Below are 22,694 nucleotides of genomic sequence, written 5' to 3'. Positions count from 1 at the left end.
TGATTCCTCGTCAGGCGTCAGTGGTGCTACCAGAGCACGTCCTACTTTCAGTAGGAAGAGTCCGTGCGATCCGGGCCTGGCGCTCCAATTGTCGGATGAGGTCCGGTGCCTTTCGAAGGGCACCGGACCTCATCCGCTTTTTCGGGGTGTCGCGGTGCGCGGTCAGGACTTGGTGAGGCGGGCGGGTTCCGCCGGGGTCAGGGTCAGGCCGGCTGCGGCTGCGGAGTCCTGATGGTTTCGGGGCGGCTGGCGCCGGGGATCGGCAGGGTCGCCGGTGAGCCGGCCAGGAGCCAGGCCAGGGCGACCTGCTGGGGGCTGACCTCGCGTTCGGCCGCGACCTCGGCGAACTCCCGGGCCGGGGTTCAGGACGGCTGGCGGTCGGAACCGAGTTCGCGGGAGATCCGCAGTCCGGCCTGGGCGACGACGGGACCGAGGGCGCGGACGCGGGCGGCGGTCATGCGGGAGGTCAGGCCGGAGACCGACAGGGCGGCGGTGACCTCGCCGGCGTGGTCGAAGATCGGTGCGGCGACGCAGCGGACCTCGGGTTCGTTCTCGCGGTCGTCGATGGAGTAGCCGCGGGCGCGGATCCGGGCGAGGTCGGCGCGCAGCCGGGTCTCGTCGGAGATGGTCCAGGCGGTGACCGGGCGCAGGCCCGCGGCGACGACCTCGGTGACGGCCTCGTCGGGCAGCCAGGCGAGGATGGCCTTTCCGGTGGCGGTGCAGTAGGCGGGGGCCCGGCTGCCGACGCGGGAGGCCATGCGGACGTTGGTCTCGTCCTCGACCTTGTCCAGGTAGACGATTCCGGGGGCCTGCCAGACGGTCAGGTGGACGGTCTCGCCGGCCTCGCGCTGGAGCCGGCGCAGGTGTTCGGCGGCGACGCTGCGCAGGTCGAGGGTGGAGAGGTAGGCCTGGCCGAGGCGCAGTGAGCCGTGGCCGAGCCGGAACCAGCCGGTCTCGCGGTCGCGGTCGAGGAGGTGCTCGTCGAGGAGCGGGCCCGCGAGCCGCAGCACGGTGCTCTTGTTGAGGCCGAGCGCTTCGGCGAGTTGGGCGAGCGGGACGCCGCGCCCGTCGCTGTGGTCGCGGACGTGGCCGAGGACGGCGAGCGCGCGGCGCAGCGAGGACGACTGGTTGCGCTCGGTCGCGGGTTTCCGCCCGGCGGCCGCGCCCGGGGGTCGTTCGGCCGCCGCGCCGGCGGGTCTGTCGGCCGCCGTGCCCGCGGGTCGCTCGGTCTCCGCGTCGGGCCCCGTCTCCGTCATGGGTGGTCCGTCCCCTGTCTCGTTCCGCTGTCGAGTGCTACTGCCGTGTACTGCCGCGTTCTGCTGCCGTGTGCTGCTGCCGCGTTCTGCCGGTGTTCCCCCGCTCGACGGCGGCGGTTGTCAGAAGGTACCCGTTCGCGTCCGCAACGCCGCTTCTTCGACACAACGTTGTGCAGTGCAAAACTTCCCGAACCCCCTCTTGTTGGCGTCGATCGCCCGCGCTTAACGTCCCTGCCATCGAGCAGGCGACGCCGCCCCACCCGAACGGTCCGCCCTGCCGCACCCCCGTACCGGCCTGCCCGGGACGCCCCCCAACGCGTCCGGGCAGTCCTCCACCCACACCCACCATCGGCCCCGGTCAGGGCCTGCTTCGACGTACCCGTCCCCAGCGGAGCACGTCTCGGCGGCAACTGTCGGGAGGGGAGGTTCTCCACCCATGCGACTCATCAGACGGACTGCCGCGGCCGCCGTGCTCGCCGCCAGCTGCCTCGCCGCGACCGCCTGCGCGCCGGGCACCGCCGCGCCGGCCGGCGACAAGGCCGCCGACGACCGGACCGGCACCCTCCAGGTCTGGCTGTACAACGAGGCGGGCAACGCGGCCAAGGAGGCCGTGGTCGGCAAGGCGGTGAGCGAGTTCCAGGCCTCCCACCAGGGCGTCACCGTCAAGGTCAGCTACATCGACACCGACGCCTCCGCCCGCGCGGCCAAGATGAAGGGCGCCTTCAACGACCCGGGCAGTGCCCCGGACCTGGTCGAGTTCGGCAACACCGACCTCCCGGGCTACGTCGCGGCCGGCGGCCTCGCCGAGATCGGCGCCGACCTCGACAAGTGGCAGGACAAGGGCGACCTCGACCCGGCGATCGTCAAGACCGCCGTGGTGGACGGCAAGACCTACGGCCTGCCCTGGTGGGTCGCGGTGCGCGCGCTCTACTACCGCAGCGACCTGTTCACCGAGGCCGGGCTGACCCCGCCGACCTCGTACGCCGAACTGGTCACCGCCACCCAGAAGATCCACGCGGCGAACCCCGACACCTTCGGCATCGCCGTCGGCGGCAAGTACACCTTCGGGGCGCTGCCGTTCGTCTGGGACGCGGGCGGCGACATCGCCGCCAAGGACGGTTCCGCCTACAAGGCGGCCATCAACTCGCCCGCCTCGCAGGCCGGGATCAAGCGCTACACCGACCTCTTCGGCGCCGACGGCTGCCCCGCCCAGCAGTGCGCCGACCTGACCGGCGGCAAGACCGTCGACCTGTTCGCGGCCGGCAAGTCCGCGATGGCGATCCTGCCCAACTCCAGCCGCAGCAAGGTCGACGGGGGCCCGGTGAAGGGCAAGTACGGCGTGGTGCCGCTGCCCGGGGAGAAGGCCGGCTCGATCGCCCCGGCGTTCGCGGGCGGCAACAACCTCGGCGTGATGAAGGCGGCCAAGCACCGCACGCTCGCCCTCGAATTCGCCGAACTGCTGGCGGGCCCGGCGTACCAGGAGCAGATGTACGACGCGATGGGCAACCTGCCGACGCTCAAGTCCGTCAGCGGCAAGGTCGCCGCCAAGGACGCCTTCCTGAAGCCGTTCACCGACACCATCGCGGCCGGCACCAGGTTCGTCCCGCTCGACCAGGCGTGGGCGCAGATCGACGCCCAGGCGGTGATCCCGACCATGCTGCAGCAGGTGGTCACCGGCAAGGCGGACGTGGCGAAGGCCTCGGGCGACGCCGCGAACCAGATCACCTCGGCCTTCGCCGCGCACTGACGGCGCCCGAGCACCCACCCCCAACCTCTGGTCCCGTACCACCTCCTGGTCCCGCACCGACCTCCTGGTCCGCGGAAGAGAGCAGGTCCCGCACGTGTCCGCATCCACCACGACCGCCCCGACGGCGCCGCCTTCCCCGCGCGGGCGCCGTGGGGGCACGGCGCCGGCCGCACCCTCGGGCGGCCGGCGCCGCCGGCCCCCGCTGCTGCTGCTCCTGCCGGCCGCGGTCATCCTGATCCCGCTGGTCGCCTACCCGATCTACCAGCTGGGCCTGCTGTCCGTGCTGGACTTCGGGCAGGCCCAGGCCTCCGGGGGCGCCCCGACCTCCTTCGTCGGCTTCGGCAACTACTCGAAGATCCTGAGCGACGGCCAGTTCTGGTCGGTGCTGCTGCAGACGGTCGGTTTCGCCGCGTTCTGCGTGGTCGCCACCCTGGCCGTCGGCGCGACCCTCGCCGTCCTGCTGACCAAGGTCGGGCGCTGGCCCCGGCTGGTGCTGACCACCGCCGCGATGGCGGCCTGGGCGGCGCCGGCGATGACCGGTTCGACGGTGTGGAGCTTCCTGTTCGACACCAACCTCGGCCTGGTCAACCACACGCTGGTGAAGCTCGGGCTCACCGGCTTCCACGAGTTCAACTGGTTCTACGACAAGTGGACGGCGTTCCTGATCGTCGGCGCCGTCGTGGTGTGGCACTCCTTCCCCTTCGTGATGGTCACCCTCTACGCGGGGATCCGGGCGATCCCGGAGGAGATCATGGAGGCCGCCGCCCTGGACGGCGCCAACACCTGGACGACCTTCCGCCGGATCACCGCGCCGATGCTGCGGCCGATCCTGACCATCGTGGTGATCCAGTCGGTGATCTGGGACTTCAAGGTCTTCACCCAGATCTACGTGATGACCGAGGGCGGCGGCATCGCCGGCCAGAACCTGGTGCTCAACGTGTACGCGTACCAGAAGGCGTTCGCCTCCTCGCAGTACGGGCTGGGCGCGGCGATCGGCGTGATCATGCTGCTGATCCTGGTGATCCCGACGGTCCTCTACATCCGCACCCTGCGACGGACGGGGAACGAACTGTGAGCACCCTGAACCCCGTCCGGAACTCCCGGACCCATGCCGGCGGAACCGGCACCCCCCGGAGCCGCGCCACCCGCAACACCCGCGGCCGTTGGCGGTTCGCCGCCAACACCGGCGCGATCGTGCTGGCCGTGGTCACCGCCTTCCCGATCTTCTGGATGGTGCTGTCCGCGTTCAAGCCCAAGGGCGAGGTGCGGTCGCTGGACCCGAAGCCGTGGACGGCCCACCCCACGCTGGAGAGCTTCCGCCAGGTGCTCAGCGTGGACGGCTTCGGCCGGTACTTCGTGAACAGCCTGGTGATCGCGGTGTCGGTGGTGGTGCTCTCGGCCGTCGTGGTGTTCCTGGCGGCCGTGGCCGTGACCAGGTTCCGGTTCAGGTTCCGCACCACCATCATGGTGATGTTCCTGATCGCCCAGATGATCCCGGTCGAGGCGCTGACCATCCCGCTGTTCTTCATGTTCCGCGACGCCGGGCAGTTCGCGCCGGGCATCGGGCTGAACACCCTCGCCTCGCTGATCCTGGTGCAGTTGGCGTTCTCGCTGCCGTTCGGCATCTGGATGATGCGCGGCTTCGTCGCGGCCGTCCCGGTGTCGATCGAGGAGGCCGCGCAGATCGACGGCGCCAGCCGCACCCGCATCCTGTGGCGGATCCTGCTGCCGCTGGTGGCACCGGGCCTCGCCGCGACCAGCGTGTTCTCCTTCATCGCCGCGTGGAACGACTTCGTCTTCGCGAAGACCTTCATCATCAGCGCCACCCAGAACCAGACCCTGCCGTCCGCGCTGCTGGTCTTCTTCAAGCCGGACGAGAACGACTGGGGCGGCATCATGGCGGCGTCGACGCTGATGACGGTGCCGGTGCTGATCTTCTTCATCGCGGTCCAGCGCAAGCTGGTGTCCGGGCTGGCGGGCGCGGTGAAGGACTGACGCCGACCGGAGCGGTGAAGGACTGACGCAGACCGGGGCGGTCGGGCGGGCTCCCCCCCCGCCCGGCCGCCCCGGCGGTCGTGCCACGCCGTGCGGCCGGTACCGGACGCCGATCCGCGGGCCCACCGGCCGGGCCGTGTCCGGGGCGGAGGTTAGGCTTCCGCCATGCCTGGCCGGCACCGGTGGACGGGGCTTCCCTCCCGGGTGCGGCGGCCGGCGATCATCCACCGCGACGGCGGCTCCGCCGCACAGATGGGGAAGACGATGAGCAAGCCCACGAGGACGGCCGCGCAGCCGCCGGCGGCACCCGGTGCCGACAGCCACGACCTGATCCGCGTGCACGGCGCGCGCGAGAACAACCTCAAGGACGTCAGCGTCGAGCTCCCGAAGCGGCGGCTCACGGTGTTCACCGGCGTCTCCGGCTCCGGCAAGAGCTCCCTGGTGTTCGACACGATCGCCGCCGAGTCGCAGCGGCTGATCAACGAGACCTACAGCGCCTTCGTCCAGGGCTTCATGCCGACCCAGGCACGGCCCGAGGTCGACGTGCTGGAGGGGCTGACCACCGCGATCATCGTCGACCAGCAGCGGATGGGCGCCGACCCCCGCTCCACGGTCGGCACCGCCACCGACGCCAACGCGATGCTGCGGATCCTCTTCAGCCGGCTCGGCCAGCCGCACATCGGCTCGCCCAAGGCGTTCTCCTTCAACGTCCCCTCGATCAGCGGGGCGGGTGCCGTCACCGTCGAACGCGGCGGGAAGACCGTCAAGGAGCGGCGCAGCTTCAGCATCACCGGCGGCATGTGTCCGCGCTGCGAGGGCCGCGGCAGCGTCTCCGACATCGACCTCACCCAGCTCTTCGACGACACCAAGTCGATCTCCGAGGGCGCGATCACCATCCCCGGCTGGAAGACCGACAGCTGGTGGACGGTCGGGATCTACGCGAACTCGGGCTTCCTCGACCCGGACAAGCCGATCCGCAAGTACACCAAGAAGGAGATGCAGGACTTCCTCCACCGCGAGCCGACGAAGGTCAAGGTCAACGGGGTCAACCTCACCTACGAGGGGCTGATCCCGAAGATCCAGAAGTCGATGCTCAGCAAGGACCGGGACGCGCTGCAGCCGCACATCCGGGCGTTCGTCGACCGGGCGGTCACCTTCACCGCCTGCCCCGACTGCGGGGGCACCCGGCTCAGCGAGGCGGCCCGGTCGTCGCTGATCGGCGGGACGAGCATCGCCGACGCCTGCGCGATGCAGATCAGCGACCTGGCCGCCTGGGTCCGCGACCTCGACGAGCCGGCCGTGGCGCCGCTGCTCGGGACCCTGCGGCACACCCTCGACTCGTTCGTGGAGATCGGGCTGGGCTACCTCTCGCTCGACCGGCCCGCCGGCACGCTGTCCGGCGGCGAGGCGCAGCGGGTCAAGATGATCCGGCACCTCGGCTCGGCGCTCACCGACGTCACGTACGTCTTCGACGAGCCCACCACCGGCCTGCACCCGCACGACATCCAGCGGATGAACGAACTCCTGCTGCGGCTGCGGGACAAGGGCAACACGGTGCTGGTCGTGGAGCACAAGCCGGAGACCATCGCGATCGCCGACCACGTCGTCGACCTCGGCCCCGGCGCCGGGACGGCGGGCGGCTCGGTCTGTTTCGAGGGCACCGTCGAGGGACTGCGGTCCAGCGGCACCGTCACCGGCCGCCACTTCGACGACCGGGCCGCCGTCCGCAAGGCGGTGCGCGAGCCGAACGGCACCCTGGAGATCCGCGGCGCGACGGCGAACAACCTGCGCGACGTCGACGTCGACATCCCGCTCGGGGTGCTGACCGTGATCACCGGCGTCGCCGGCTCCGGGAAGAGCTCGCTGGTGCACGGCTCGATCCCGAAGGGCGCGGGCGTGGTGTCCGTCGACCAGGGCGCCATCCGCGGCTCCCGACGCAGCAACCCGGCGACGTACACCGGGCTGCTGGAGCCGATCCGCAAGGCCTTCGCGAAGGCCAACGGCGTCAAGCCGGCCCTGTTCAGCGCCAACTCCGAGGGCGCCTGCCCCAACTGCAACGGCGCCGGGGTGGTCTTCACCGACCTGGCGATGATGGCCGGTGTGGCCAGCACCTGCGAGGAGTGCGAGGGCAAGCGCTACCAGGCCTCGGTGCTGGAGTACCACCTCGGCGGCCGCGACATCAGCGAGGTGCTCGCGATGCCGGTGACCGAGGCCGAGGAGTTCTTCGGCACCGGCGAGGCGCGCATCCCGGCCGCGCACCGCATCCTCGCCAACCTGGCCGACGTCGGGCTCGGCTACCTCAGCCTCGGCCAGCCGCTCACCACGCTGTCCGGTGGCGAGCGGCAGCGGCTCAAGCTGGCCACCCACATGGCCGAGAAGGGCGGCGTCTACGTCCTCGACGAGCCGACCACCGGCCTGCACCTCGCCGACGTCGAGCAACTGCTCGGGCTGCTCGACCGGCTGGTGGACTCCGGCAAGTCGGTCATCGTCATCGAGCACCACCAGGCGGTGATGGCGCACGCCGACTGGATCGTCGACCTCGGCCCGGGCGCCGGCCACGACGGCGGCCGGATCGTCTTCGAGGGCACGCCCGCCGACCTGATCGCCGCCCGCTCCACCCTCACCGGCGAGCACCTCGCGGCCTACGTCGGGGGCTGACGGCCCCGGCGGTCGAACCCTTCGGCGGTCGAATGCCCCGGCGGTCGAGCGTTTCGGCGGCAGGGTGGTGCCACGCCCCGGGCACTACCCTGCTGCCATGGCGATCCACGGCTTCGGGGCCACCGAGTTCCAGCTCGTGCTGCTGCGCCGGATGGCCGACTTCAACCCGGAACTGGTCGAGCAGGCCGTGTGGCGGCTCGGCGCGACCCGGGCCGCCATGCGGGAGGCGAACAAGCGCTGGCAGGCGATGGTCCGCTCGCCCCGGTTCCCGCGCGGCGCCGACCGCTGCGCCGCCGTCCTCGGCCCGCCGCAGGCGGTGGCGCCGCGCCGGATCGGGGACCTCGCCTGCACCGCGCGGCAGTGGGCGCTGCCGCTCTGGCCCGAGCTGCGCTTCGAGAGCCTGCTCGGTCCGGCGCAGGCCGGGCGGCCGCTGCTGAACGAGTGGCTGGTGCGCGGCCCGGACGCCCCGGCGCCCGGGCTGCGCACCCTCGCCGACCTCACGCCGTGGAGCTGCGTGGTCGCCGACCTGGGCGCCGCGTTCCCGCCCGCCCGGCCGCGCGAGGGCAGCGCGCCGACCCGCTTCCAGCTCGACTTCACCGCCCCGGACGCCGACGGGCGGGCGCGCCCGTGCACCGCCGACTTCACCTGGGGGCTGCTTCAGGAGGTCCGGCCGGACGGTCCTTAGGCCCGGGCCGGGTGGACGGTCCGCCCGCCGACGACCGTGCGCTCGGGCCGCAGCTCGCGCAGCACGTCCACCGGGCAGCTCAGCGGATCGACCGGCCACACCGTCAGATCGGCCAGCGCCCCCGGCCGCAGGCTGCCGCGCTCGGCGCTCTCGCCCATCAGCCGGGCCGCGTGGACGGTGTGCAGCGCGACCGCCTCGGCCCGGTCGACGGCGTGCTCGGGCCCCACCACCCCGGCGGTGGTCCGGCGGGTCGTCATGCCCCACACCGACACCATCGCGCCGTACGGGCCGACCGGGAAGTCCGAGCCGGCGGCCAGCAGCGCGCCCTCGTCGAGCCATTCGCGCAGCGGGAAGATCCCGGCGGTCCGCTCCTCGCCCCAGGCCCGCTGCTGGGCGAGCGCGCCGTCGTGCAGCAGCGGGTGCTGCACGGTGACGGGGATGCCGAGCGCGATCGCCCGGGCCCGCTGGTCGGCCCGGGCCAGTCCGCCGTGCTCGACCACCAGCGTGCCGGGCGGCAGGCCGGGGCGCTGGTTGAGCACCTCCTCGAAGACGTCCAGCAGGGTGCGCAGGCCGCGGTCGCCCCAGGCGTGCACGCCGACCCGCCAGCCGCGCCCGACCACCCGGTCGACGGCCGCGACCAGCTCCTCCGGCTCCCAGAGCAGCCGGCCGTGGTAGCAGGGCCGGTCCTGGTACGGCTCCTCCAGCGCGCCGGCCTCGAAGCCGCCGTCGATGCCGAACTTCACCCCCCACAGCCGCAGCAGGTCGTCGTCCTCGCCGGCGGCGCGCCAGGCGTCCATCCGGTCCAGCAGCTCGTCGACCTGCTCGGGGGTGCGGGCGGCGAAGCCGGAGACCAGCGCCCGGACCCGGACGGCGAGCGCGCCGGCCGCCCGGGCGGCGAGCAGCACGTCGAGGTCCTCGACCGGGACGAGGCAGTCGCGGACGGTGCCGATGCCGGTGGCGGCGTAGTCGGCGGAGGCGGCGCGCAGGCCGGCCACCCGTTCGGCGAGCGCGGGGCGGGGCAGCACCCGCTCGACCAGTTCGACCGCCTTGTTGACCAGCCGCCCGGTGAGCCGCCCCCGGTCGTCGCGTTCGAGCAGGCCGCCGGCCGGGTCGGGGGTGTCGTCGGTGATGCCGGCGAGGCGAAGCGCGGCCGAGTTGAGCACCATGTTGTAGGCGCCGCGGCGGACCAGGACGGGGTGGTCGGCGGTGGCCTCGTCCAGTTCCGCGGTGGTGGGCAGGCGCTGCTCGGCGAGCAGCACCTCCTGCCAGTTGACGGTGGTGTGGATCCACTGGCCGGGCGCGGTCCGGGCGGCGCGGTCGCGGATCAGGCCGAGGAAGGCGGCGAGGTCGCGGGCCCGGTGGACGGGGACGCCGTGGACGCTGTGGCCGGCCAGGATCAGGTGGGTGTGGGTGTCGTCGAAGGCGGGCAGCACCGTCGCGGCGGGGGCGTCCAGGACTTCGGTGGCCGGTCCGATCAGGTCGTCCAGGCCGTGCGGGTCGGGGGACAGGGCGGTGATCCGCGCCCCGGTGACGGCGATCGCCCGCTGCGGCGGCCGGCCGGGGACGAGGGTGTGGACGGCGGCGGCGCGGACGAGGAGGTCGGCGGGGGCGGGGTCGGTCATCGCGGCTCCTGGTGGGGTGGGGCGCCGGCCGGCAGGCCGGTGACCTTCTCGACGTGCCGCAGACTGGGCTCGGCGAGCAGCGCGTGCAACTCGGTGAAGACGGCCCGCGCGGCGACGGCGTTCCAGTCGGCGGGCAGCAGCGGCTCGGGCAGGCCCGGGTCCAGGTAGGGCAGCCGGCGCCACTGGGTGAGCATCGGGACGTAGTCGCGGAACGCCTCGACCGGGTCGACCCGCGGCCGGCCGCGCAGTTCGGCGGCGACCGGGCGCCAGGCGTCGTCGAAGGCCGCGTACTGCGCCTCGATCGCCGGGAAGTCCCACCAGCCGGCCACCGCGGTGCGCAGTTCGGCGAAGCCCGCGTACTCGGCGGACAGGAACAGGTGCACGTAGGCGCTCAGCCCGAGGCGCTCCAGCAGCCGCCGGGCGTCCGGCAGCAGCCGGGCGGGCGCCAGCCAGACGCCGGGGGCGGCGTTGCCGAAGCCGAGCCAGCTCAGCCGGGAGCGCAGCTGGTGGCGGTGGGCGCGTTCGGACTCGGGCACCGAGAAGACCGCGACCACCCAGCCGTCGGCGAGTTCGGCGGGCTCCAGGCTGTGGAAGATCCGGCGGTCGCCCTCCTCGAACACCGGGCCCATCGCCGGGGCGAGCCGGTAGCCGGTGCCGTCGCGGCGCTCCTGGAACAGGGTGCCGGCCTTCTTCAGCCGGGAGATGGCCGAGCGCACCGCCGGGCCGTCGACGTCGAGTTCGGCCATCAGCGCGATCAGGTCGGCGATCGAGATCCAGCCGCCGAGGCGGCGCACGAACTCGCCGTACACGGTGTGGATGAGGGAGCTGGGCCGGGTCGTGCTCTCCGACATGGTGCGCCTCCTCCCCGGCAGCTCGTGGTGATCATAGCGGTGGGAGCCCGGCGTCAGGCGTCCGCGTAGGCACCGGAGAGCAGGTGCCCGGCGCCGGGGGCGACGGCCGGCAGGCCGAGGGCGCGCAGCAGTTGGTGGGTGGTGCAGATCGCCGCCGAGACGACCGGTTTGCCGAGCTGCTGTTCGGCTTCCTCGACGGCGGACAGCGAGGGCAGTTGCACGCAGGCCGAGAGCACCACCGCGTCGGCCTCGGCGTGGGCGAGACGCCGGGCGATGGCGGGGAGCCGCGCCGGGTCGTGGGCGGCCACGTCGAGGTTGTCGGGGATCTCCAGGGCCGCGTAGTCGAGCACCTCGATGCCCTCGTGGGCCAGGTAGTCGACCACGGTCCGGGCCAGCGGCCGCAGGTACGGGGTGACGAGGGCGACCTTCTTGGCGCCGAGCGTGTGCAGGCCGGTCACCAGGGCGCCCGCGCTGGTGACCACGGGGGCGGGGGCGCCGTTCTCGGCGGTGCGCCGGTGCAGGCGCTGTTCGGCCTCGCGGTGGTAGCCGGGGCCGGTGGCCATCACGGCGACCAGGCAGGCGTAGCCGAGCACGTCGACCCGGGCGTCGGAGAGTTCGGCCGCGCAGCGGTCGGACTCGGCGTCCATGGCGCGCAGTTGCTCGGGGGTGACCCTGGTCATCCGCATCCGGCTGGAGTGGAAGGTGAACCGCTCGGGCGCGACCGCCTCGCGGGCCCGCAGCAGGGCGGGGACCTCGGTCTCCATGGTGACGTTGGAGCTGGGGACGATCTGGCCGATCCGGTAGGTGGTCATGGGGTGCTGGGGCTCCTCTCGGGAGCTGGCCGGGGTGGGGCGCTCGGCTCAGCGGGCGTCGACCACCGGGTTGGCGAGGGTGCCGATCCGCTCGATGGTGGCCTCGACCAGGTCGCCGGGCTGGAGGAACTGCGGCGGCACCAGGCCGGCGCCGACGCCGGACGGGGAGCCGGTGGCGATCACGTCGCCCGGTTCGAGGGTGACGCCGGAGGAGATGTCGGCGATCAGTCGGGCGATGCCGAACAGCATGTGGCGGGTGTTGGAGTCCTGCCGCAGCTCGCCGTTGACCCTGAGCGAGAGGTCGAGGTCCTGCGGGTCGGGGATCTCGTCGGCGGTGACCACGACCGGGCCGAACGGCGCGTAGCTGTCCTGCCCCTTGGAGAAGAACCACTGCCCGGAGCGGCGCTGGTCGCGGGCGCTGACGTCGTTGACGATGCTGTAGCCGAAGACGTGCCGCCAGGCGTCCCGCTCGGCCACCCGGAACGCCGGTTCGCCGATCACCACGGCGAGTTCGCACTCCCAGTCGAGCTGCTTGGTCAGGTCGGCGTTGTGCCGGATGGGCTGGCCCGGGCCGGTGACGGCGGTCGCGGGCTTGCTGAACAGCACCGGCCGGTCGGGCAGTTCGCGTTCGGTGTCCAGGGTGCGGTGCGATTCGGCGACGTGCTCCACGTAGTTGAGGCCGACGCCGACGATCTTGCCGGGCCGCAGGGGCGCGCGCAGCGACACCTCGGCGAGCGGACGGACGGCGGGGTGGTCGGGCCCGGCGTGGGCCAGCAGCGTGCGGGCGGTGGTCAGCGCGGCCTCGCCGGCCCGGACTAGGCCGAGCAGGTCGTCGGGCAGCCGGGTGCCGGCGGCGGTGGCGAAGGCGGTCAGGTCGGCGACCTGGTCGCCGAGCCGGGCGCCGAGGCGCGGGGACTCGTCGCCGTCCGCGCAGTAGGTCAACAGGTGCATGGTCGGGGCTCCTCGGGGGTACCGGGCGGTGGTGGGCCGGGGTGTTTCCGGCGGGTCAGGCCGGGCCCTGGTGCCCGTCGTGCGCGGGGTGGGCCTCCTCGCGGTAGAGGCCGAGCGAGTGCATCACCGGGAAGTCGTTGAAGGAGAACAGGCAGGCGTCCTCGCCGGGGTCGAGGTTCGCGTGCTCGTGCCAGGCCCAGGACGGGACGACGAAGACGTCGCCCTGCTGCCACTCGAAGCGCCGCCCGGCGATCACCGAGACGCCCCGCCCCTTGGCCGCCGTGTAGACCACCGAGCCGGTGTGGCGGTGGGCGCGGGTGGCCTGGCCGGGGCGCAGCAGTTGCAGGTGGGCGGCCATGGTCGGCATCACCGGGCCGCCGGTGACCGGGTTGGTGTACTCCATGATGACGCCGTCGTACGGCGATCCCCCGGTGGCGCGGGCGAGTTGGCACAGCGCGTGGTAGCTGGGCTCCCAGGGCCAGCCGAGCAGGGGGGAGTAGGGCCTGCTCCAGGTCTCGACGCCGTACGGGAGCAGGTTGCCGCCGTAGCTCAGCAGCGAGGAGTTCACCACCGGGCCGGGCCGCTGGTACAGCTCCGGGTGGACCTCGTAGAAGTTCGCGTCGAGCATGTTGACCAGCGGGATGTCCAGGCCGTCCTGCCAGATCACCGGGGCGTCGTCGGACTCGTTGCCGTGCTCGTGCCAGGAGTTGTTGGGCGTGATGGCGAAGTCGCGCGGGCCGACCCTGAGCTTCTGGCCGTCCACGACCGTCCAGGCGCCGGTGCCCTCGTGGACGAAGCGCAGGGCGACGGCCTTGTCGACGGTGGCGGCCGGGTCCAGGTAGACGGGGGCGGCCTGGACGGCCGCGGCGGTGAAGCGGGGCAGGTCGGGCATGGTTCCTCCTCGGCTGCTCAGCGCGGTTCGGGGGTGGGCGGCGGCCAGCGGCGGTGCACCGGCGTGGCGGGCTCGGCCAGCAGGTGCAGGCGCGGTGCGACCCGGTCGGCGTTCGGGCCCGGTGGTCTGCGGCTGCCCGCCGACCAGGGGCCGGGCCAGTGCGCGCCCGGACCGGTGTAGCCCTGCTCGGCGGCGGCGTGCAGCGTCCAGAGCGGGTCGTACAGCTGGGCCCGCCCGATCGCGACCAGGTCGGCCCGCCCGGCCAGCAGTACGGAGTTGGCGTCGTCGTGCCCGGAGATCGCGCCGACCGCGATGGTCGGCAGACCGGTGGCGGCGCGGATCAGCTCGGCGAACGGGGTCTGGTAGCCGCGTCCGTACGGCGGCCGCTGGTGGGCGACCACCTCGCCGGTGGACACGTCCACCGCGTCCGCCCCGCCGTCGGCCAGCGCGCGGCCGGTCGTGACGGCCTCCGGTCCGGTGGTGCCGCCGGGCGCCCAGTCGCAGGCCGAGATCCGCACCAGCAGCGGCCGCCCGGCCGGCCAGACCGCGCGGACGGCCGCCAGCACCTCCAGCGGCAGCCGCAGCCGGTGCGCGAGGCGGCCGCCGTAGCGGTCGGTGCGGTGGTTGGTCAGCGGGGAGAGGAAGCCGGAGACCAGGTGGCCGTGGCCGAACTGCAGCTCCAGCGCGTCGAAGCCGGCCCGCGCCGCGCGTTCCGCCGCCTCGGCGAAGTCCGCGACCACGGTGGCCAGTTGGGCGGCGGTGGCGGCGTGCGGGGCGGGGCTGTCCGGGCCCCACGGGAGCGGGGAGGCGGCGAGCAGCGGCCAGCCGTCGGCGAGCGGGCGCCCGATGCCGTCCGGGCCGGGTGCGGCGGTGGCGCCCCGGCGGCCGGCGTGGGTCAGCTGGAGGCCGACCGGGGTGTCGCTCACCGCGCGGACGGCGTCGACGAGTTCGCGCCAGGCCGTCTCCTGGCGGTCGTTCCACAGCCCCGGGCAGCGGTCGGTGGCCCGGCCGCCGGGGCTGACGGCGGCCATCCCGGCGAGGACCAGCCCGGCGCCGCCGAGCGCGTGCGCGGTCAGCTGGGCCCGGTCGAAGCCGCTGGGCAGGGTGTCGGTGGAGGTGAAGGTGGCGAGCGGGGGCACCACGACGCGGTTGCGCAGTTCCAGGGTGCCGAGCTTGAGCGGCCGGAACATCGGTGGCACACCGGGCGGGCCGCCGGCGGCGGCGTCCACCGCGTCGACGAAGCCGGGGTCGCGCGCCCGCAGGTTGCCGTAGGTGACCCGACGGCTGCGGGTGAGCAGGTTGAACGCGAACCGGTCGGCGTTCTGCCCGGTGCGCCGCTCCACCGTCTCGAACCATTCCAGGCTCGCCTGCGCGGCCCGCTGGGTGGACTCCACCACCGGGCGCCGCTCCGTCTCGTAGGCGGCCAACGCCTGCTCCAGCGACGGTTGTTCGTGCAGGCTCGCGGCGAGCGCGAGGGCGTCCTCCAGGGCGAGCTTGGTGCCCGAGCCGATCGAGAAGTGCGCGGAGTGCGCCGCGTCGCCGAGCAGCACCACGTTGCGGTGGCGCCAGCGGGCGTTGCGCACGGTGGTGAAGCGGATCCAGCGGGAGGCGTTCGGGATCAGCCGGTGGCCGTCCAGGTGCCCGGCGAGCAGGTCCGCGCAGCGCCGCACGCTGGCCTCGTCGCTCTCGCCGCGGGCCGGCTCCCGGGCGGCGAGGGCGTCGAACCCGGCCCGGCGCCAGGCGTCTTCGGCGATCTCCACGATGAAGGTGGAGCGGGTCTCGCTGTACGGGTAGGCGTGCACCTGGAGGGTGCCGAAGTCTAACCGCTCGACGATGAAGGTGAAGGCCTCGAAGACCTTGTCGGTGGCGAGCCAGATGTAGCGGCAGTGCCGCTCGTCCAGGTCGGGCCGGAAGGTGTCGGCGTAGGCCGCGCGGGTGCCCGAGTGGATGCCGTCGGCGGCGACCACCAGGTCGTACTCGGTGGCGAGCCGACCGACCGGAGGGGCGGGGGTGCGGTAGCGCACGTCCACCGCGAGCTGCTCGCAACGCCGTTGCAGGATCGCGCGCAGCCGGTTGCGGTCGAGGGCCGCGAAGCCGTGCCCGCCGCAGGTGCGGACCTCGCCCGCGTAGCGCACGTCGATGTCGCTCCAGCGGGCGAACTCGGCGCCGATCGCGGCGAAGACCTCCGGGTCGGCCTGGGCGATGCCGTCCAGCGTCTCGTCGGAGAACACCACGCCGAAGCCGAACTCGTCCTCCCGGCCGTCGCGTTCGAAGACGGTGATCTCCCGGTGCGGTGCCAGCCGCTTGGCGAGCGCGGCGAAGTAGAGCCCGCCCGGGCCGGCGCCGATCACCGCGATGCGGCGTGCGGTGGTGGGGTGGGCCGCGGTGGTGCGTGCGGCGGTGGTGGTGGTGCGGGCCGCGGTGGTCACCGCACCACCTCCGGCTGTTGCGGTCCGGCCTCGGCCAGCGCTCGGCGCACCGGCGCGGGCCAGGGCTCGGCGCCCTTGGCGTTCGGCGCGGCGTGCACCACCGACATCCGCCCGGAGGCGGCCAGGCCCTGCGGGCCGTGCACCTCGAAGGCGTAGTGCAGCGACGAGCCGCCGACCCGGACCACCCGCAGCTCGGTGCGGACCAGGTCGCCGAACCAGAGCCGCTCGCGGTAGTCGGCCTCGAAGTGCACCCGGGGGATCCGCCCGAACAGCTCGGCCAGGCCCAGCCGGCGCAGCAGCGCCGCCTCCGCGGCCTCGGCCCAGCGCTGGACGGCCGAGAAGTGGTAGTGCCCGGCCGCGTCGGTGTCGGACCACTCGACCCGGCGCTCGATCGCCACGCTGGCCGGGGCGGTAGCGGCCAGCCGGCGCAGCTCGGCGCGGTGCAGCTTGCCGGTGGCGGTGCGCGGCAGCCGGGTGACGAACTCGACCGCGCGCGGGTACTTGTACGGGGCGATGGTCCGTTTGACGTGCTCCTGGAGGCTCCGCACCTGCTCCGGCCCGGCGGCCGCGCCCTCGCGCAGCACCACGTAGGCCTTCACCACCGTGCCGCGCCGTTCGTCCGGCGCCCCGACCACCGCGCAGTCGGCGACGTCGGGGTGGGTGGCGAGGGCCTGCTCGACCTCGGGGCCGGCGATGTTGTAGCCGGCCGAGACGATCATGTCGTCGTTGCGCGCCTGGTACCAGAAGTAGCCGTCCCGGTCGCGGACGTAGGTGTCGCCGGTGAGGTTCCAGCCGTTGCGGACGTAGTCGCGCTGGCGTTCGTCGTCCAGGTAGCGGCAGCCGGTCGGGCCCTTGACGGCGAGCAGCCCGGGCACGCCGTCCGGCACCGGCCGGCCCTGCCCGTCCAGGACGGCGGCCCGGTAGCCGGGGACGGGGCGGCCGGTCGCGCCGGGGCGGATGTCGCCGTCGGCGGCGGAGATGAACACGTGCAGCAGCTCGGTGGCGCCGATGCCGTCGATCAGCCGCTGCCCGGTGGCCGCGCGGAAGGCCTCCCAGAGGGCGGCGGGCAGGTGCTCGCCGGCCGAGACGCAGCGCCGTACGCCGGACAGGCGGTCGGCGAGCCCGGCGGCGAGGATCGCCCGGTAGGCGGTCGGCGCGGTGAACAGCACGCCGACCCGGTGCCGGTGGACCTGTTCGGCGAGCTGCTCGGGGGTGGCCTGCTCCAGCAGCAGGCTGGCGGCGCCGGCCCGCAGGGGGAAGACCACCAGGCCGCCGAGCCCGAAGGTGAAGGCGAGCGGCGGGGTGCCGGCGAACAGGTCGTCGGGGGTGGGGCGCAGGAGGTGGCGGGAGAAGGTGTCGGCGTTGGCGAGCACGTCGCGGTGGAAGTGCAGGGTGGCCTTGGGCCGTCCGGTGGTTCCGGAGGTGAAGGCGATCAGCGCGACGTCGTCGGCGGCGGTGGGCACGGCGGTGAAGCCGCCGATCTTGGCGGCGCAGCGGGCGGTCAGGTCCTGGGGGCCGGGCCCGCCGAAGGCGAGCACTCGCAGGCCGGGCGTCTCGGCCCGGGCGAGGTCGTCCAGGTAGCGGTGGTCGCACAGGGCGATGGCGGGCCGGGCGATCCGGTGCAGCCCGGTCAGTTCGGCGGCCCGCAGCAGCGGCATGGTGCTGACGGCCACGCCGCCGGCTTTCAGGACACCGAGCCAGCAGGCCACCAGCCATGGGGTGTTGGGGCCGCGGAGCAGCACCCGGTTACCGGTGGCCAGGCCGAGGTCCTCGGTCAGCAGCCGGGCCACCCGGTCGGCGTGGTCGCGCAGTTCGCCGTAGGTCCACTGGCCGGTCGGGGTGAGCAGGCAGCGGCGGTCGGGGCCGTACCGGGCGATCGTCGCGTCGAGCAGCGCCTGGGCGCAGTTGAGCCGGTCCGGATACGCCAACTCCGGTATGTCGAATAGGAGTTCGGGCCACTGGTCGAAGGGCGGGAGATGGTCGCGGCAGAACGTGTCCACGTGCGCGGAGGGGGATAGCTCCATGGGCGGGCACCTCATCGTGCGAGCGGGAGTGAGGCCAGTATGGCGTGTTGGTGACGCCAGTCAAGAGAGCGATACACGCATTCGGGGGAGCGGGACCCGCGCGGCCTCACCGGTGGCCCCACCCGTGGCCCGGCGCAACGGCAGCCGCACCCGGCGACCGGTTCGGTCGGGGTGCGGCGGGTGCGGGTCGCTCGACGCGGGCCGCTCAGCGCAGGTCGAAGACCAGGCGGGCGGAGACCTTGCCGCCCAGCACCTCGTCGAAGCAGGCGTTCACCTCCTCCAGGCGGCGGGGCTCAAGGATGACGCGGGTGCGGCCGAGAGCGTGCAGGCGGAAGACCTCGGCGAGGTCCTGGCGGGTGCCGACGATCGAGCCGATCACTCTGGTGCCGTTCAACACGGTCTCGAACACCGGGAGTTCGAGTTTCCCGCCGGCCGGGAGCGCCACCAGCACGAGCGTGCCGCCGCGCCGCAGGGCCCCGTAAGCGGCCTGGAAGGAGGCGTTGCTGACGGCGAGGGCGATGGCCGCGTGGGCGCCGCCGAGCTGCTGGACCTCCGCCGCGACGTCCTGGGTGCGGGCGTCGAGGACGTGGTCGGCGCCGAGTTCGCGGGCCAGGGCGAGTTTGTCGTCGGTGACGTCGACCGCGATGGTCTCGGCGCCGAAGATCCGCGCGTACTGGAGCGCGAGGTGGCCGAGCCCGCCGATGCCGGAGACCAGGACCCGGGTGCCCGGGCGGGCGCCGGAGACCTTGAGCGCCTTGTAGGTGGTGACGCCCGCGCAGGACAGCGGCGCGGCGTCGAGCGGGTCGAGGCCGTCGGGGACGGGCACCACGTAGTCGCCGTGCGCCAGCGCGTACTCGGCGTAGGCGCCGTCCACCGAGTAGCCGCTGTTGTGCTGCTGGAGGCAGAGCGTCTCCCAGCCGGAGACGCACTGGTCGCAGCGCCCGCAGGCGTCGGCCAGCCAGGGGATGGCGACCCGTTCGCCGACCCGGACGCCCCGCACCTCCCCGCCGACCGCCTCGATGATCCCCACGCCCTCGTGGCCGGGCACGAACGGCGGGCTCGGCTTGACCGGCCAGTCGCCGTGGGCGGCGTGGATGTCGGTGTGGCAGAGGCCGGACGCCTCGATCCTGACCCGGACCTGGTGCGGCGCGGGCTCGGGGACGGCGCGGTCCTCGATGACCAGCGGCGCGGTGAAGTCGTGGACGACGGCGGCCTTCATGCGCTCTCCCTCGGGCGGTGGTGATGCTGCTGGCGGCTGGGCGCAGCCGTCAGCAGCATCACCCGACGGGGTGAGTGCCGCAGCCCGGACTACTCCGGACGAGTGGACGAGTGGACGAGTGGACCGGTGAAGGTCAGCCGGCCGCCACCGGCATCGACATGTAGACGGCGCGCTTGCCGTAGCAGGACGGCACCGTCACCTCGCGGTGGGCGCGGTAGCCGAGCAGCCGCAGCAGGATGTCGGTGCCGCGGACCGCGACCATGGAGATCCGCTCGAAGCCCTGCTCGGACGCCTGCTCCCGGAAGTGCCGGATGAACCCCAGCGCGACCTCCCGGCCGCGCAGGTCCTCGGCGATCACCAGGTCGTGCACGTGCAGGTTGTCCGACGCGAACACCGCCTCCTCCGGCCGTTCGAGGTCCGGGCAGCGCAGCGGCGGGTACGGCAGGCTCAGCAGGTAGCCGCGGACCGTGCCGTCCTGCTCCAGCACGAAGCAGGTCCGCGGCGAGGCGAGGGCGCGGGACTGCAGCGCCTCCCGGCCCTCCGACAGGCCGTCCGCCGCGTAGGCGTCGTGCTCCAGGGCGACCACGGCGTCCCAGTCGCCCTCGGCCAGGAGCCGGATCCGGAGGTCCTCGCTCACCCGGCCGCGACCTCCGAGGCGGAGCCGAGCCCCTCCGCGCGGGAGGCGGCCACCAGCGACGCCCACGCCCCCATCAGCACCGCCCAGCGCTCGGCGTCCTCCTGCGCCTCGTCCAGGAGCTGCTGGCGCTGCTCGGCCACCGCGTCCGCGAGCTCGGCGTACTTGCCGCCCAGCTTGCGGTAGGAGCGGTCCAGGACGTCCAGGCAGTACTCGTTCCCGGCCCGGTCCCAGTCGACGCTGCCCCGCACCAGGTCGAGGATCGGTTCGACCTTCAGCCCGTGCCGCTCGTCGAGCAGCCCGCGGCCGAGGTCGATCATCCCGCCGTACACCGGGTACAGGTACAGCATCGAGAGCAGGAACTTGACGAACCGCATCTGGTACGAGATGAAGCCGGCGCCGATGCGGCGTTCGGGCGTGTAGTAGTTGACGATGTGGCGGTTGTGGACGACGCCGGGCAGCCGGGAGTGGACCATGGCGTGCAGCAGGGCGTAGTCGCTGCCGATGGTCTTGACCGAGGGCAGCAGCGGCAGCACCTCGTAGGCCCGGTGGTCCAGCGCGATGTTGCACATGTAGACGTCCCAGATGTCGGGCACGCCGAGGACGGATTCGTCGGTGGTGAACGGCTCGGAGCCGGCGCCCTTGAAGGAGACGTCCACCATCGCGTCCCGGTCCTCCTCCGGCCACACCGGCGGGGTCCACAGGCGCACCACGTCGCGGTAGATCTCCGGGTCCAACTCGTGGATCTCGCTGATGTCCACGTTGAGTTCGCCGATGAAGGAGCCGCTGACCAGCATCACCGGCTTGTCCGCGTCGGCCGGGTCGAGCTCGGAGCGGGTCACGTCGGCCGCCGCCTCGCCGGCCGGTCGGCCGATCGAGAGCAGCTCGTGGTGGATCGGGAAGATCTTCCGGCCGTCGACGACCTGGAAGTCGGCGTCGTCGTTGCGCAGGTGCGCCGAGGTGCAGCCCAGGGCGGCCGCGCCCAGGAAGAGCCGGTTGACGCAGGAGCCGTACGCGACGGCCGGCGGGAGCATCATGTCGAGCAGCAGCTCGGGGTCGGCGGCGCCGGAGCGCTCGGTCACCCGGCGCAGGAACTCCCGCTGCCGCGCGTTGCCGAGGTGGTGGACGACCACGCCGGGGGTGGGCTCCAAGGCGGCCACGGCGTCCGCGTTCTGTGCGAACTGGGCGGCGTCGGTGGTGTCGAGGATGAGGAGGTGCACCTCGACGTCGAAGTTCGCGACGGCGTAGGCCGCCTCCTCGGCGAGTTCCACGATGGTGTCGGGGCAGGATCGCATGGTGGGCAGGGCGAGGCAGACTCGTTGCATAACGGTGGGATCTCCGTCGGTTCGTCAGAATCGTGGCGGTGATGACGGTATGAGTGCTTTTCGCGCACCACCGTGGACTAGACCAGTTCCGAAGTCAACGATTGACAGAGCGGCTGCGGCGGGGTGGAATGCGCCCCGCCCGACGGCTTTCCGGAGCCTCTCGGGCTTCCTTCCGGGCAGGGCGGAGCGCGGGTCCGGCGGCTCGCGGAGCGGGCCCCCGGGTCCGCACGCGAGGACGAATTCCCGTCACAGATCCGAACGGGCGCGCGAGCACGGGTGGTTCATCGCCGTGCATTGCGCCGTTGGGGTCAATCCGGAGGGTGAACCTGCCGATACCCGCAATGACGTCCGTTCGCCGCCTGGAGGAGACCGCATGTCCGACCTGTGGCTGCCCGGTGCCGAGATCCACGACCTCGGCGACCATGCGCCGACCGACCAGCAGTACCCCCCGAGGGCCATCGCCCACATCACCTGGGACCGCGACGCGACCGCCGCCGCACCGCAGGACTGGTGCACCTACGAGGACCTGGTGAGCTACTTCACCGGCAGCGGCGCCGGCGACGCGCCGCACCTGGTCTGGGACCCGTTCAGCGGCCGGATCGCCCAGCTGTTCCCGGCCGACTCCCGCTCGAAGAGCCTGCTCAGCCCGACGACGAGCCCGACCCGCACCAACCGGGCCGGGCGCGTGGTGATCCAGATCGAGGCGGTGTTCTTCCCCTACTGCACCTACCAGGGCACCGTGTACGCGCGGCTGGTCGACACCCCGTGCGCGGGCTGGGACCGGATCCACGCCTGGATCGCCTCCTGGGGCGTGCCCGACGTCTGGCCGATGGGCCGGCCGGTCGACTTCACCAGCCACCGCGACGAGCAGGTGTGGGAGGCCAGCGGCGGCTGGTACGCGCACGCCCACGTCCCGTTCAACGACCACACCGACCCCGGCTCCTGGCCCGACTTCACGGCCGGCCCCGGCACCCCGATCCCCACGCCCTCGCAGCACCCTCCGGTGCCCCCGGCGGATCCGACCCCGGCCCGGTACCAGACCACCATCAACGGCCTCCCGTACGGCTACGGCGCCCAGGGCTACCAGGTCACCGTGGTCGGCCGGGGGCTCGTCGCCCAGGGCTTCGGCGCCCACTACCGCTCCGGCCCCGGGCCGAACTGGAGCGACGCGGACACCGAGAACTACGCGGACTACCAGCAGAGCCTGGGCTACTCCGGCCAGGCGGCGGACGGCGTGCCGGGGGAGGCCTCGCTGCGGCGGCTGCTCGGCTACCTGCCCGGCCCCCGGACGGTGTCGCTCGCGCACGTCGTGGCGGCGGCCCGCACCGACCCCGGCGCCGAACAGGGGCACCGGACGTACGGCGCCGAGGTGGCGATCGTCGAGCAGGCCCTGGCGGACGAGGGGCTGCTCGAACAGCGCTGGGTGGACGGCTCGTTCGGCAGCCTGACGGTCACCGCCTACGCCGGGTGGCAGCGCCGGTGCGGGTACACCGGCGCCGCCGCCGACGGGATCCCGGGGCAGGACTCGCTGGGCCGGCTGGGCGCGGCACAGGGCTTCGCCGTCACGGACTGACCGGGGCCCGTCCGCACCCGG

At 73.4% G+C, this 22,694-nt stretch carries 18 protein-coding genes; 6 read left to right on the top strand and 12 right to left on the bottom strand.

The features are described from left to right. Positions 1-203: 203 nt before the first annotated feature. Positions 204-299: a hypothetical protein gene (locus ACIQVZ_RS12205; protein WP_402449462.1), complete on the bottom strand. Its 96-nt coding sequence runs from the start codon at positions 297-299 to the stop codon at positions 204-206. A 63-nt stretch (positions 300-362) separates the two neighbouring features. Then, positions 363-1,256, bottom strand: a complete 894-nt coding sequence (locus ACIQVZ_RS12200) for an IclR family transcriptional regulator (RefSeq protein WP_350879089.1) — start codon at positions 1,254-1,256, stop codon at positions 363-365. Between the two features lie 436 nt (positions 1,257-1,692). Here ACIQVZ_RS12200 and ACIQVZ_RS12195 point away from each other — a divergent pair, with 436 nt between their 5' ends. The 5 genes from ACIQVZ_RS12195 (at position 1,693) to ACIQVZ_RS12175 (ending at position 8,341) form a co-directional block, all read left to right on the top strand. Further along, entirely contained in the window at positions 1,693-3,003 is a 1,311-nt protein-coding gene (locus ACIQVZ_RS12195; RefSeq protein WP_363585231.1) for an extracellular solute-binding protein, read from the top strand. Between the two features lie 94 nt (positions 3,004-3,097). After that, on the top strand, positions 3,098-4,078 hold the full coding sequence (locus ACIQVZ_RS12190; RefSeq protein ID WP_063350256.1) for a carbohydrate ABC transporter permease: 981 nt from the start codon (positions 3,098-3,100) through the stop codon (positions 4,076-4,078). 116 nt (positions 4,079-4,194) lie between these two features. Continuing rightward, complete coding sequence (locus ACIQVZ_RS12185; protein ID WP_350879202.1) at positions 4,195-4,998, top strand: carbohydrate ABC transporter permease; 804 nt, start codon at positions 4,195-4,197, stop codon at positions 4,996-4,998. A 264-nt stretch (positions 4,999-5,262) separates the two neighbouring features. Beyond that, a complete protein-coding gene (locus tag ACIQVZ_RS12180; RefSeq protein ID WP_350879092.1) occupies positions 5,263-7,656 on the top strand; it encodes an excinuclease ABC subunit UvrA in 2,394 nt (797 codons plus the stop codon). A 97-nt stretch (positions 7,657-7,753) separates the two neighbouring features. Further along, positions 7,754-8,341, top strand: coding sequence for a hypothetical protein (locus ACIQVZ_RS12175; RefSeq protein WP_402449181.1), 588 nt, complete (start codon positions 7,754-7,756; stop codon positions 8,339-8,341). Here ACIQVZ_RS12175 and ACIQVZ_RS12170 read toward each other — a convergent pair. From ACIQVZ_RS12170 to ACIQVZ_RS12125, 10 genes are all read right to left on the bottom strand, one after another. After that, positions 8,338-9,963 (bottom strand): amidohydrolase, encoded by a 1,626-nt coding sequence (locus tag ACIQVZ_RS12170; RefSeq protein WP_402449179.1) that lies wholly within the window; start codon positions 9,961-9,963, stop codon positions 8,338-8,340. The genes ACIQVZ_RS12175 and ACIQVZ_RS12170 overlap by 4 nt on opposite strands. Continuing rightward, positions 9,960-10,814, bottom strand: a complete 855-nt coding sequence (locus tag ACIQVZ_RS12165) for a PaaX family transcriptional regulator C-terminal domain-containing protein (RefSeq protein WP_350879095.1) — start codon at positions 10,812-10,814, stop codon at positions 9,960-9,962. Before ACIQVZ_RS12165 ends, ACIQVZ_RS12170 begins: the two co-directional genes overlap by 4 nt. A gap of 53 nt (positions 10,815-10,867) precedes the next feature. Then, a complete protein-coding gene (locus tag ACIQVZ_RS12160) occupies positions 10,868-11,626 on the bottom strand; it encodes an Asp/Glu racemase (protein WP_402449176.1) in 759 nt (252 codons plus the stop codon). Positions 11,627-11,674: 48 nt separating this feature from the next. Continuing rightward, positions 11,675-12,577: a fumarylacetoacetate hydrolase family protein gene (locus ACIQVZ_RS12155; protein WP_402449174.1), complete on the bottom strand. Its 903-nt coding sequence runs from the start codon at positions 12,575-12,577 to the stop codon at positions 11,675-11,677. Positions 12,578-12,632: 55 nt separating this feature from the next. Beyond that, the gene (locus ACIQVZ_RS12150) at positions 12,633-13,469 is read right to left on the bottom strand and encodes a cupin domain-containing protein (RefSeq protein ID WP_402449172.1); all 837 of its coding nucleotides are present in this window, start codon (positions 13,467-13,469) and stop codon (positions 12,633-12,635) included. A 17-nt stretch (positions 13,470-13,486) separates the two neighbouring features. Further along, positions 13,487-15,898, bottom strand: a complete 2,412-nt coding sequence (locus ACIQVZ_RS12145) for an FAD-dependent monooxygenase (protein ID WP_402449169.1) — start codon at positions 15,896-15,898, stop codon at positions 13,487-13,489. Beyond that, a complete protein-coding gene (locus tag ACIQVZ_RS12140) occupies positions 15,895-17,922 on the bottom strand; it encodes an AMP-binding protein (RefSeq protein WP_402449167.1) in 2,028 nt (675 codons plus the stop codon). Before ACIQVZ_RS12140 ends, ACIQVZ_RS12145 begins: the two co-directional genes overlap by 4 nt. Positions 17,923-18,127: 205 nt before the next feature. Continuing rightward, positions 18,128-19,141, bottom strand: coding sequence for an alcohol dehydrogenase AdhP (gene adhP / locus ACIQVZ_RS12135; protein WP_350879100.1), 1,014 nt, complete (start codon positions 19,139-19,141; stop codon positions 18,128-18,130). A gap of 133 nt (positions 19,142-19,274) precedes the next feature. Then, a complete protein-coding gene (locus ACIQVZ_RS12130; RefSeq protein WP_350879101.1) occupies positions 19,275-19,778 on the bottom strand; it encodes a GNAT family N-acetyltransferase in 504 nt (167 codons plus the stop codon). Next, entirely contained in the window at positions 19,775-21,100 is a 1,326-nt protein-coding gene (locus tag ACIQVZ_RS12125; RefSeq protein ID WP_350879102.1) for a DUF6271 family protein, read from the bottom strand. The genes ACIQVZ_RS12130 and ACIQVZ_RS12125 overlap by 4 nt, the downstream gene beginning before the upstream one ends. 373 nt (positions 21,101-21,473) lie before the next feature. Here ACIQVZ_RS12125 and ACIQVZ_RS12120 point away from each other — a divergent pair, with 373 nt between their 5' ends. Further along, positions 21,474-22,673 (top strand): peptidoglycan-binding protein, encoded by a 1,200-nt coding sequence (locus ACIQVZ_RS12120; RefSeq protein WP_402449163.1) that lies wholly within the window; start codon positions 21,474-21,476, stop codon positions 22,671-22,673. Positions 22,674-22,694 lie beyond the last annotated feature (21 nt).

It is taken from the genome of Kitasatospora sp. NPDC098663, assembly GCF_044760075.1.
Taxonomy (GTDB): Bacteria; Actinomycetota; Actinomycetes; order Streptomycetales; family Streptomycetaceae; genus Kitasatospora.
This window is presented reverse-complemented; position numbering and strand designations above follow the sequence as displayed.

What these genes read in the sequence shown, in the direction of transcription:
- ACIQVZ_RS12200 (WP_350879089.1), bottom strand. Translation starts at nt 1,256, where the DNA reads ATGACGGAGACGGGGCCCGACGCGGAGACCGAGCGACCCGCGGGCACG.
- ACIQVZ_RS12195 (WP_363585231.1), top strand. Translation starts at nt 1,693, where the DNA reads ATGCGACTCATCAGACGGACTGCCGCGGCCGCCGTGCTCGCCGCCAGC.
- ACIQVZ_RS12180 (WP_350879092.1), top strand. Translation starts at nt 5,263, where the DNA reads ATGAGCAAGCCCACGAGGACGGCCGCGCAGCCGCCGGCGGCACCCGGT.
- ACIQVZ_RS12175 (WP_402449181.1), top strand. Translation starts at nt 7,754, where the DNA reads ATGGCGATCCACGGCTTCGGGGCCACCGAGTTCCAGCTCGTGCTGCTG.
- ACIQVZ_RS12170 (WP_402449179.1), bottom strand. Translation starts at nt 9,963, where the DNA reads ATGACCGACCCCGCCCCCGCCGACCTCCTCGTCCGCGCCGCCGCCGTC.
- ACIQVZ_RS12165 (WP_350879095.1), bottom strand. Translation starts at nt 10,814, where the DNA reads ATGTCGGAGAGCACGACCCGGCCCAGCTCCCTCATCCACACCGTGTAC.
- ACIQVZ_RS12160 (WP_402449176.1), bottom strand. Translation starts at nt 11,626, where the DNA reads ATGACCACCTACCGGATCGGCCAGATCGTCCCCAGCTCCAACGTCACC.
- ACIQVZ_RS12155 (WP_402449174.1), bottom strand. Translation starts at nt 12,577, where the DNA reads ATGCACCTGTTGACCTACTGCGCGGACGGCGACGAGTCCCCGCGCCTC.
- ACIQVZ_RS12150 (WP_402449172.1), bottom strand. Translation starts at nt 13,469, where the DNA reads ATGCCCGACCTGCCCCGCTTCACCGCCGCGGCCGTCCAGGCCGCCCCC.
- ACIQVZ_RS12140 (WP_402449167.1), bottom strand. Translation starts at nt 17,922, where the DNA reads ATGGAGCTATCCCCCTCCGCGCACGTGGACACGTTCTGCCGCGACCAT.
- adhP (WP_350879100.1), bottom strand. Translation starts at nt 19,141, where the DNA reads ATGAAGGCCGCCGTCGTCCACGACTTCACCGCGCCGCTGGTCATCGAG.
- ACIQVZ_RS12125 (WP_350879102.1), bottom strand. Translation starts at nt 21,100, where the DNA reads ATGCAACGAGTCTGCCTCGCCCTGCCCACCATGCGATCCTGCCCCGAC.
- ACIQVZ_RS12120 (WP_402449163.1), top strand. Translation starts at nt 21,474, where the DNA reads ATGTCCGACCTGTGGCTGCCCGGTGCCGAGATCCACGACCTCGGCGAC.